The 12,048-nt window shown below is 30.5% G+C and carries 11 protein-coding genes; all 11 read left to right on the top strand.

Annotated elements, in window-relative coordinates; translation table 11 throughout:
• Positions 1-24 precede the first annotated feature (24 nt).
• Positions 25-3,684, top strand: a complete 3,660-nt coding sequence (locus G9C87_RS00920; RefSeq protein ID WP_172276984.1) for a DUF6443 domain-containing protein — start codon at positions 25-27, stop codon at positions 3,682-3,684.
• 3 nt (positions 3,685-3,687) lie between these two features.
• A complete protein-coding gene (locus G9C87_RS00925) occupies positions 3,688-4,005 on the top strand; it encodes an enoyl-CoA hydratase (protein ID WP_172276987.1) in 318 nt (105 codons plus the stop codon).
• A gap of 526 nt (positions 4,006-4,531) precedes the next feature.
• Positions 4,532-5,197, top strand: a complete 666-nt coding sequence (locus G9C87_RS00930; protein WP_172276990.1) for a hypothetical protein — start codon at positions 4,532-4,534, stop codon at positions 5,195-5,197.
• A 100-nt stretch (positions 5,198-5,297) separates the two neighbouring features.
• The gene (locus tag G9C87_RS00935) at positions 5,298-6,011 is read left to right on the top strand and encodes a hypothetical protein (RefSeq protein ID WP_172276993.1); all 714 of its coding nucleotides are present in this window, start codon (positions 5,298-5,300) and stop codon (positions 6,009-6,011) included.
• Positions 6,012-6,319: 308 nt separating this feature from the next.
• Positions 6,320-6,979 (top strand): hypothetical protein, encoded by a 660-nt coding sequence (locus tag G9C87_RS00940; protein WP_172276996.1) that lies wholly within the window; start codon positions 6,320-6,322, stop codon positions 6,977-6,979.
• 424 nt (positions 6,980-7,403) lie between these two features.
• Positions 7,404-7,727, top strand: a complete 324-nt coding sequence (locus G9C87_RS00945; RefSeq protein WP_172276998.1) for a hypothetical protein — start codon at positions 7,404-7,406, stop codon at positions 7,725-7,727.
• Positions 7,728-8,184: 457 nt separating this feature from the next.
• Positions 8,185-8,625: a hypothetical protein gene (locus G9C87_RS00950; protein ID WP_172277001.1), complete on the top strand. Its 441-nt coding sequence runs from the start codon at positions 8,185-8,187 to the stop codon at positions 8,623-8,625.
• A gap of 662 nt (positions 8,626-9,287) precedes the next feature.
• A complete protein-coding gene (locus G9C87_RS00955) occupies positions 9,288-9,689 on the top strand; it encodes a hypothetical protein (RefSeq protein WP_172277004.1) in 402 nt (133 codons plus the stop codon).
• A 524-nt stretch (positions 9,690-10,213) separates the two neighbouring features.
• Entirely contained in the window at positions 10,214-10,609 is a 396-nt protein-coding gene (locus G9C87_RS00960) for a hypothetical protein (protein ID WP_172277007.1), read from the top strand.
• Between the two features lie 405 nt (positions 10,610-11,014).
• Positions 11,015-11,347, top strand: a complete 333-nt coding sequence (locus G9C87_RS00965; RefSeq protein ID WP_172277010.1) for a hypothetical protein — start codon at positions 11,015-11,017, stop codon at positions 11,345-11,347.
• Positions 11,348-11,474: 127 nt separating this feature from the next.
• Positions 11,475-11,921, top strand: coding sequence for a hypothetical protein (locus tag G9C87_RS00970; RefSeq protein WP_172277013.1), 447 nt, complete (start codon positions 11,475-11,477; stop codon positions 11,919-11,921).
• Positions 11,922-12,048 lie beyond the last annotated feature (127 nt).

Genomic DNA, 12,048 nt, shown 5'->3' on the forward strand with positions numbered 1-12,048 from the left:
ATACATAATACAAAATCAAAACTTATGAAAAGAATTTTAAATATTTTTACCATATTGTTTGTAGCGGGATCATCTTTTGCACAAACATACCCCAGCACTGCTGAGAATTTTATTTATACTAAAAATTGTCTTGATGCGGACTGTGTCAGGAAAACAGAAACCGTAGAATATTTTGATGGACTTGGGAGACCTGTTCAGACCATTGCGATAAAAGCCACTCCCCTTGGAAGGGATGTAGTGACTCCTATTGAATATAATCCACTTGGAAAACAGGTTAAAGATTATCTTCCTATACCTCAGCCGGGAACACAAGATGGGGCCATTTATGGAAATCCCCTTGATAATGCTTCGGCTGCGGGATATGGAAATGAAAAGATTTATTCCGAAAAGATCTACGATAATGTATATACCAATCGTGTGAAACAAGTAATTTCGGTTGGTACGGCCTGGGCACAGAAACCTATTGATATGGGCTACGATACCAATATTAATGGTGAAGTGAAAAAATATACCATTACCACAAATTGGCTTGAAAACAGAACTGATTCCGGAATTGCCCTGTCTGGAAACTATGCTGCAAATCAGTTAATGAAAACAACCATTACTGATGAGGATCTAAACACGACCACGGAGTTTAAAAATGGTGAAGGAAAAACGGTCTTGGTAAGGAAAAACGATGGAACAAAAGACATAGATACTTACTATTTATATAATGAATTTGGCCAGTTGGTATATGTATTACCTCCATTGGCTGTTGCTACAACAGCACCCGATCAGACTAAATTGGATGCCCTTTGTTATCAATATCGTTACGACGGCGTAGGGAAGCTCGTTGAAAAAAAATTACCGGGAAAGGGCTGGGAATATATCATTTATGATCAGCAGGACCGGATAATTCTAACACAGGATGCTAACCTAAGGACAACTACCAATACTTTTGGAGCAAAAGGATGGATGTTTACGAAGTATGATAAGTATGGAAGAGTTACATATACAGGATTTTATCCGAGTACAGAATTAAGATCAGCGTTGCAAAACTCGGTTAATGGGATTACAGTAAATCCTGCCAATAATGAAGAGAGAAGCTCATCTTCCTTTACAGCAAATGGAATAGATATTTATTATACCCAAAATGCTTTTCCGAAAATAAATCTCAAAATAATAAGTGTTAACTATTATGATACCTATCCTTCATATAGTTTCAACCCTGCTTTTCCATCTACTATATTGAACCAGACGGTGATAACGGATGTACAAAATACTTCTGTAAATACCAAAGGCCTTCCTGTTATGTCAATGGTGAAAAATATTGAAGACGATAAATGGACAAAGAATTATGTGTATTACGACAATAAAGGACGGGCTATCGGAGGATATTCTATTAATCACTTGGGAGGCTATACCAAAACAGAAACAGAATTTGACTTTGCAGGCATAACAAAGCAGTCGAAGGTATATCATAAAAGGTTGGTAGCAGACACTGAAAAAATTATTACCCAAACTTATGAATATGACAACCAGAACAGGCTGAAAAAACAATGGCATCAGGTCAATGGCCAGCCTCAGGAACTTCTTGCTGAAAACTTTTACAATGAATTATTACAACTGTCTCAGAAAAAAGTAGGGAACAATTTGCAAAGTATCGATTACACTTATAATGTAAGAGGTTCTGTAATTAAAATGAACGATCCCGGTAATCTGGGAACCAAACTATTTGGATATGAGCTAAAATATCAGAATCCTGCCAATACTTCATTGTCCACAGGTAAATATAACGGCAATATTGCTGAAGTAACCTGGAAAACTGCGGCTGATCAGGTTTTAAGAAGGTATAATTATCAATATGATCCTTTGAATAGATTAAAGAAGGGAACCTATTCGGAACCTAATGCTTCTGTTCCAGAGAACAATTTATACAATGAGTCGGTTGTATATGATATGAATAGCAATATTACTTCATTGCAGAGGAATGGAAAAAACTCAGTGGGAGCGGCTGGATTAATAGATAATTTAACTTATACATACAGCGGAAATAAGCTCAACACTGTTAAGGATTCATCCGGAAATTATGCCGGATATCCGGATAGCTCAGGAACAATGATCACGTATGATGATAATGGAAATATGAAGAACCATGTGGACAAAGGAGTTTTACAGATTGATTATAATTTTCTGAACCTACCGGATTATGTGATGTTTGATAAAACCTATAATCCAAGGCTTTCCGGAACCCAGGATGCTGAATACAATGTTAATACCAGATATTTATACAGGGCAGACGGTGTTAAGCTTAAGAAGACTTACCTGTATGGTTCGGGAGAAGAGAATTTAGAAACCTTTACTATAACAGAATATGTAGATGGATTCCAATATGAAAACACAGCGAGCATTATTAAGCCAACGGCACCTCTTACTTTAAAATTTGTTCCAACCTCCGAAGGATACTATAATTTTGAAAATAATAAGTATATTTACAGCTATAGTGACCATTTAGGAAATGTGCGTATAAGTTATACAAAAAATGGAGCAGGAACCCAGATTGTTGAAGAAAATAACTATTACCCTTTTGGACTAAATCATCAAGGCTATAACAGCTTAGGAGGTAATCCAGCCTACAGTTATGGATACAACGGCAAAGAATTACAAAAAGAAACAGGATGGAGTGATTATGGTGCCAGAATGTACATGTCCGATATTGGAAGATGGGGTGTAATTGATCCATTAGCAGAGCAATACAGAAGGCTTACCCCTTATAATTATGCCGCTAATAATCCTATTATGTTTATCGATCCTGATGGGAGGAAAATAAAAGCTCCGGACAGCAGTGGCGAAGGAATGTCGCTTTACCATGGAGCCACTCCGGGTATGGTGGAATATGTGGGACCTGGAAGCCGTTCCGGTATTTTAAAATTTCTGGGGTTAGAAGATGAAATGGGTAATTTTTATATTAGAACTGATGGTGGCGGTGGCGGTGGCGATCCTACTCCGAAAAAAAATGACGGTCCCAATTTAATACAAAGAATTGGTAATTTCTTTAGTAATCTTTTTGGTGGAAAGAAAAGTACTTCTTCCGGACATGCAGTAAAAGCAACGATAATAAGTATGGCTTTAATTCCGGAAGGAGTTGTTACCGAATCATCTAGAGCAGCTGTTGGGACTGGTTTGTTTTCTACGGCTGGTCTTACAGTAGGAGCTATATTCGTGCCTACAATGATTGGAGAACCGGAATTTAACTGGACAAAGCAATTTGACGCAACTATAGATGTCTCGATAAGTGGGGAAATATCAAGAGGGGATACAAATCGTAATGGTATATTATTATATAGAGGAGTATCTTCTGCAGGCTCTACTGAAATTCAACGCCAAGCATATAATGAAGCACTATTTGGAATTGCTATACCTAATGGCTTAAGAAATGGAGAAACTGCTCATTGGGATATGGATGATCACGCCATAGGTGATAATTATTCAGTTTTTACATCTTGGACAACAGATATAGGAACTGCTCGTCATTTTGCTAAAGGTCCATTAGGAAATGCATCTGGAGTTATATTATCAAAAAGATTTAAAATAGGAGTTAATGCAATACCAAATGTTTTACGTGAAGGAAGGAAAATGCAAGAAAATGAATGGTTAATCTTCGGACCTGTGATAAGAGCAAATGTACAATATGTAAAACCTTAACAAATGAAAACAAAAAAAGATATTTTTAATTTGATAAAACACAGCGTTAATTTATCTGACGAATTTGATAATTATCATATAAGAGTAAGTAATGGAAAATTTGAGAGAGAAAATATGATTGTAGTATATAAAATCAGAGAAAGAATTGCTATTGATAATAAAAATTATAAACTTGCTGATCAACTGCATCAATTAATTATTGGTTTTGAAAGTTATTCTGGAATTTTATTAAAAGGAGTGGATATTTGTGGTAAAAACTATTCTGGTCTCTTTTTTTTTAGTGAAGATTGGAGTAAAATTATAGGATATTTAGAAGATTAATTCAAAGGAAGAATGAAATTTGCAGAATTTCTTTCCCCTGCTGGCGCGAGCGTTACGCTCGTGCCCGAATAAGATTAACAATCTATATATAAATCCGAGAAGGTACACTTTCTCGGATTTTTATTAGGAGAAAGACGGGGCATATTTTATAAGTTTTGCTACAGTATTTTGGATAGATAGTTTTACGAGAATGGAATACTTTAGCAGGCAAAAGAAATTCAAATAGTGAAAAGATTTCAATTTTGGCAACAACATAACAAACCTATTGAAATATGGTCTTTAAAGGTCTTTGAGCAAAATTAAATTACATCCGTCAGAATCCTATTGAAAGTGTTTTTTGTAACAGAACCTTATGAATGGAAATATGGTAGTGTAAGAAACTACTATAATGATGATCATGAAATTTTGGAAATATATTTAAATTTGTAATTAGTGAATGGGCAACGAGCGTGATGCTCGCGCCAGCGTGGGGAATACAGGAATGGTACAGCTATTCAACAAAATTTTAATATAATAATTACAAAATATGGTGTTAAAACAATTAAATAAAATAATAATATTATTAGCTTTAGTTATTGGTATGAATGTCTTTTCTCAAATGAAAATGATTGATATAAATGACAAAGAGTTTACTGTTAATTTAAAAACAGAAAAAAGAAATATTATAAAAATCTTCGAAAATAATAAATATACAATATTTTATGTGCTGAATAGAAAGGATTTTAATTCAATTCCTAAAATGAACGTTAGTGGGAGAGCTAATATTATATTTTTTTCTAAAAAATATAATAAAGGTATTTTAACTAATCACGCACAAGGTGTGTATAATTATAATGTAAAGAAATCTATTTATAATATTGCTTTACGTATTGATGAAAATAGACTTATTCCTTCGATGATAATATTGGGTAAAGATTTTAATTATGAATATTTTATGAAATATTATTACATGCCACCTCCTCCTCCGAAAAAAGGTAACTATACTTCATGGATTACTTTTCAGGATACTAAAAATTACTGTAATACAATAGACGTTGATTTAATAGGTAATGTTATTTATGAAAATATAGATGATATTTTAAGTAACGTTTCAAAAATGAACAGCGATAAGAGTACAACAAATACAAATTGTAACACTATTATTCCAGCTATTGATTTAAGAGATTTTTTTCCGGAAAAAATAATTAAATAGAATTTTTTAAATAATAAAATAGTTATCCCCGCTGGCGCGAACGTCACGCTCGTGCCTGAATAAATTAGATTAATAACTCATTTAGAGCAAGGATTGCCTTATGAAGGTTTATATCAGGTTTTACATTTTATTAAAAGCGATAATATTAGTTCCCTCTCATAAACTGGCGTTAAAACTTATGGTTGGTAAAATAAAATATATTGGGATTTTTCTTGTCTTTTCATTTTCCAGTTGTAAAAAACAACAAGAAGAAAATATTTTGAAATTAGCTGAGCTCAGTAATTACAAAATAATATCAAAAACAAGAATTAACGATTCTATTGCGAAAATTAATGGAAAGAATAAAGAGTATACTCTGGAAGGTAATATAAATACTCATTACAACTCTAAGCAAGATTGGTGGAAATTTAGAAATAAAAGAACTGGAGAAAAGTATGAAATAGAATATATTTTTCTAAATAAACAGATTGAGAATCAAATTAAGATATATAGAGATGGAAAATTGTATGAAGATGCAAGTAAATTTTATACTAAATCATTTGATAAAGATAGGTTCAATTTCAGTTTTTACTTTCCTGTTTCAAAATTTAAAACAAAATTAGTAGAGTTTAATTATACTATTTCTGATTCAGTCAGAAGAAAGGTTATTAAAGAGGAAACATTAATATGTAAAGAAAATAATAGTTATTATTCTTGCTCTATTCCTATTAATGAGAATGAAAGTGTGATAGGTATAGTGACAAAATTTTCTGAGTTCAGTGATGACAAAAGTAATAGTATAATGCTTGCAGCAGATAAAATATTTGTGAAATAAATGGCGGCTGGTAAATCATTACCACACGAATCTTTTCGTGCGGTATTTTATTATAATTATTCTAAATAAACTATCTCATTTATATCTTTATCTAAAAGTATATAATGATGAGTTGATAGTAATACGGTAGCTTATTTTAGTGAAAAGGTTTTTTAAATAACATTGTAGTTTTTAGGATATTTGATTTATAAAATTTAAACCACACGAAAGGATTCTTGCCGTAGCAGGGGGAATCAAGATGCAAGTGAATTAATTGATACAATACATAAGATTCCCTACACAATTGGGCAATAAAAAATAAATAGCAAATGAAAAGAAATAAGATAGTATTATTTTTTTTGTTTTTATCTATATTATCTTGTAAAAAAGAGTATGATAAAAACTTTTCAAGTTCAAAAATTATATTTAATGATATTACAAATTTGGACCAATATGATAATCTTCGGAAAGTGGAGGCTGATACCTTAATTAAGATTGCTGGTAGTAATAATAAATTTATGATTGATGGCTATATAAGTAAAAAATTAAATAAAAAAACGGGTTGGTGGAATATACAAGATGTAAATAAGGAAAGTAATAAAATTAAAATACAATATCTCAATTTTGAAAATACAGAAAAAGTAAACCAGTTCATTTTTTATAAAAACAACGATATTGACTCAACAAGAAGTAAATTTTATGTAGCAAATAAAAGTAAGAAAAATGTTAGCTATTTTTTTTGTACTCCAAAATCAAAAGAAACTGTTCTATCGGCAAAATTCTATTATGTTATAATGGATGAGAACAATAACATTTTAAAAGAATCAAAAATTGAAAGTGAAAAGAATAAAAATAATTATCTCTTCAAATTAGAGATTCCTATGATGAAAAAAATTATAATTAAGGGTTTGTTTTCCGAAATGCTAAAAGTAGAAGATAAAAGTTTAGGAACTAATGAGATATTTACTGAGGATGTAATTGAACCTTAAATCAGTTCCTCCCCGGCTAGTGAGCGTCAGGTTCGTGTCTGATAAATTAGATCAACAACTTATAATAAATTCGAGAAAGTATTATTTTCTCGGATTTTTATTAAGGCTGTTTTTAGGATTACAAGGATTTATCAGAACCCTTTAAAGTGATTTTGTAACAGAACCTTATGAATGGGAATATAGCAGTGCAAGAAATTACTATAATGGTGATCATGTAAAAGATGATTTATCTAATCTAATAGATAAAGGAATTGTAAATTGGTTAATTACAGGTGATATTAACTGGAATATCTATCAAGCAAATTTAATTGAATACCTAATTGATGAAAATTTTCCTTTGATGCAAGCTCAAAGTAAATTAGATTAATAATCTATAAAAAATGTAGCCGCATGAATCCCTATGTGTGGCAGTTTTATTAATAAGATGAAAGAATTAATTTATAATAAAATCCAAGCATATAATCCTAGTTTAAAGGATTTTGAAATTTCATATTCTAATCATTCGTTAATTGTTGACGAATTAATTACATTATATGAAGGAAGAAACAAATTAGCCAAAGAAAAAGCCACAAAAGAATTAACTTCAAGTATTTTTAATGATCTATGTCAGATAAAAAGAAACCTGATTGAGAAGGTTAAGATGGTAAGTGTACAAAAGGAAGAAATGACTCTAGTATTTTTTTTTACTGAAGATTATTCAACTATTTTATTAGATTACGTATTTAAGAACGAAGAAAATAGTAAATAATAATATTTTGACCCTGCTGGCGCGAGCGTCACGCTCATGTCCAAATAAAGATTAACAATCTACATATAAATCCGAGAAGGTACACTTTCTCGGATTTTTATTAGGAAAAAGACGGGGCATATTTTATAAGTTTTGCTACAGTATTTTGGATAGATAGTTTTACGAGAATGGAATACTTTAGCAGGCAAAAGAAATTCAAATATTGAAAGATTACAATTTTGGCAACAACATAACAAACCTATTGAAATATGGTCTTTAAAGGTCTATGAGAACCTTATGAATGTAAATATAGCAGTACAAGAAATTACTATAATGATGATCATGAAATTTGGAAATAGATTTAAATTTGTAATTAGTGAATGGGCAACGAGCGTGGCACTCGTGTCATCGTGGGGGAAACAGTTTGGGGGTCTAAAACAACTCAATCATTTAACTGGACAGAAGTATTATATCTAAAATGAAAACAAACTTAAAATATATATTAATCGCATTTTTATCAATTATCTTAAGTTGTACAGATTCTAAACCAGAAAAAGCGGACTTTACAGGTATTTGGAAGTCTTCTGATGAAGCATATATCATATTGCATAAAAATGGGACTTGTACTTTAAAAGGGATTGATTATCATAAAATCAGTAGCTTTCCAAAAAATGAAAATAAAAAATTAAATGCAGAAGGAACTTGGCAGTTTACAGAAGATGCTGAAAGTGGTATTATTGATAATATAAACAGTGGAGTTTATATAAAATATGAATTGCACGATGGAGGAGAAGGAGAAATTGTATTTTATATTTCAGGACAAGGAATTAATGGAAATAATCCGCCTTGGAATATTTTCATATGGGATGGTGATCCAGATGATATGCAGAAATATGAGTTTACAAAAGTGAATAAATAATATCATCCCCCTGGCGCGAGCCCCTCCTGCTGGCGCGAGCCCCTCCTGCTGGCGCGAGCGTCACGCTCGTGTCCAAATAAAGATTAACAATCTACATATAAATCCGAGAAGGTACACTTTCTCGGATTTTTATTAGGAGAAAGACGGGGCATATTTTATAAGTTTTGCTACAGTATTTTGAATAGATAGTTTTATGAGAATGGAATACTTTAGCAGGTAAAAGAAATTTAAATATTGAAAAGATTTCAATTTTGGCAACAACATAACAAACCTATTGAAATATGGTCTTTAAAGGTCTTTGAGCAAAATTAAATTACATCCATCAGAATCCTATTGAAAGTGTTTTTTGTAACAGAACCTTATGAATGGAAACATAGCAGTGCAAGAAATTACTATAACGATGATCATGAAATTTTGGAAATAGATTTAAATTTGTAATTAGTGAGTGGGCAACGAGCGTGACGCTCGCGCCACCGTGGGGGAATTAAAAATAAGAAGTGGAAATATTGTTAATATTAATAATTTATCAGGTCATTATGTTCCAGGCCCAGATGTAGCCAATACTTATTTGGATATTTTTAAAGCTGTAAATATAAAGTTTCAAAGGCTCATCTAAAAGTTTATAATTCGCAAGGTCAAATAATTAATCATATACTACCACAATGAAAGAAATAATTTTTAAAAATAATGATTCAGAAGTATTAATTGATTCCAATCTCTCATATTATTTATTTTCTAAATTTTTCATGTATTTTTTAGAAGATGACAGTATATCAAAAAAATATATAATCTCAGAGAATAAAATACAAGATTTAAACAATATTTTAGAAAATTATTTAAATGAAATATTAAGAAAATGGTATAAAGAACCTGATGAGAAAGAACTTCAAAAATATTCAACTCGTTTCGAAAAAATAAAATTTAATACAAAGATTTATAAAGTAAATTATAGAATGTCTGAAATAGGTCGTTTAGTATTTTTAGTTTATAATCTTTTAAAAATGTTAAACGACTCATATATTAATCGTGAAAATTTAAGTATTATAATTAAAGATTGTCAATAAATAATGTAATGTTTCTGACGTGTTAGTTTACCCTGCTGGCCCCTGCCGGCGTGAGCGTCACGCTTGTGTCTGAATAAATTAGATTAACAACTCATTATAAATCCGAGAAGGCACACTTTCTCGGATTTTTATTAAGGTTGTTTTTAGAATTACACTATTTATGGTCTTTAAAGGTTTTTGAACAAAAGTTAGATTACAATTATTAGAACCTATTGAAAGTGGTTTTATAACAGGACCTTAAGGAAATATAGTAATGCAAAAAATTACTATAACGATGATCAGGAAATTTTTGAAATAGATTTAAATTTGTAATTAGTGAATGGACAACGAGCGTGACGCTCGCGCCAGCGTGGTGACAGGCTATAGCAGGGACTTATTTTCTTGCCAATTGAATTACCACATTGGTAACAGGAAAAGACATAGGGCAGCATATTGAAGGAGCCGTGAATAAATATTATAACGACGGCGTTAAAGCGGAAGAACAAAGAAAATTTAACGCAGCCATGGGCTATTAAAAATTATATATGATACTTATTGATTACTTATATTACCAAATAGTTAATTTTTATAAACATTTCAATAAAGATGGAGCTGAAAAAGGATATGGAATTGTAATGACTCTTGGTTTGCCATTCTTGAATTTAGTATTTATATTAATGATTTTAGATCATTTTTATGGTACAAAGACTTTACCATCAAATAAATATTTTGTATTAGTATATGCTTTACCCTTTATTTTATTGATAGGATTAAGATATTGGAAATTTACCTCTTATGAAGAGATTAAAGAAAGAGTACAAAATTTAAGTAAAACGACAAAAATAATAGCTGATATTCTATTAATTATTTATGCTACTATCTCGTTGTTAGGGTTTATTTTTTTTAGTCTTTATTTAGGATCTTTAAAAAATACATTTTAATAATTACTAAGTTAAAATTAGGGCATTGAATACTAATGCCCCTGCTGGCGCGAGCGTCACGCTCGTGCCCGAATAAATTAGATTAACAACTCGTAATAAATCCTATAAAGTATTAATTTCTCGGATTTTTATTAAGGTTGTTTGTTACAATTACACGAATTTAATTCTATAGAAATATGGTCTTTAAAGATCTTTGAACAAAAGTTAAATTAAAAAGTAAATAATAAGATGTTAATAGCCGTGTGTTTAACATTTTCTTGTTGCTGATGGGTTCTTTCATGTTGTAGGGAAATTAATAATATATTAAACAGTTCGGGACGTATATATTCCGGATCTTTCATTATATTTCCATTGAAATTTCGTTATTTTTCAATAAAAACATCACATACAACAAAGAATATCATTATGGAATTTAGTATGATCGGTGATCAACTCAACATTTTATTTGAAAGGTTAGACTTTAAAACAGTTTCAACTTTAGATAACAAGGATTTTAGAACATTAACGCATAATTTCTTCATAGGGATAAACAAGCTTAGAGATGAAGGCCTGACCTTAAATGAAGATTTTAGGAAATTTGTCAATAATAAACATATTGAATATGATCATAATGATTATGGAAGTAATCCAATTTATGAGGAAAGGATGCAGGACATACTTTCCGAATTAACGGAATTCTGTTCACCTCCAACATTTTGGGATACTCCGTTTGAAGAATATCTAGCTCATAAATGGTGATAAAAATCAGATAAAATAAGGGTATCGGATTTTTTTTATCTTTTGGACTAGATTTGTAATGTATAAATATGCAACAACAAGATGTTCGTGCTATTGAGAATTGTAATAAGCTCTGAGTAATAATGTTATGAATTATTCTGTTAAGATTCATTCTGATGCTTCAGAATTTTTTGAAAATGATAAATTGATTTTAAAAGTAATATTTGGACACTTTTATTTAAATAAAAAAAGAATTTTAGGAATCAATAATGAAGAATTATTAGTTTTCAAAATATTTAATATTTTCTTTAAAAGAAAAATAAGGATATTACATCAAAATTTAAACAAAACACTTCTAGTAAAAAATAATACGCTCATTATGGATAATAATACACTTTCCATAAAGGAAAAATTTAGTATACTAAAATATGAAGCTGTATGTTTATTAAATAATGAAGAGATTGGGGTAATAAAAGATGCATCTACTTTTTTAAATAACAAGTATGATGTATCTTTTAATAGAAAAGATGAATACAATTATTATTTTTTAATACTATTCGGTATGCTTTCAGTAGGATTTGCAGATCCTGCATAAAGTCATTTTTTATGTGTTCAGTTACATTTTCCTTGGTATGACTTTGCGCTAAAATAATAACCTCAAACTATCTAAATTTTTAACTTCGAATAAACAAAAAAGACCGGCTCTAGAGCCGGTCTTTTTT

The organism is Chryseobacterium sp. LAM-KRS1 (genome assembly GCF_013184525.1).
GTDB classification, from domain to species: domain Bacteria; phylum Bacteroidota; class Bacteroidia; order Flavobacteriales; family Weeksellaceae; genus Chryseobacterium; species Chryseobacterium proteolyticum.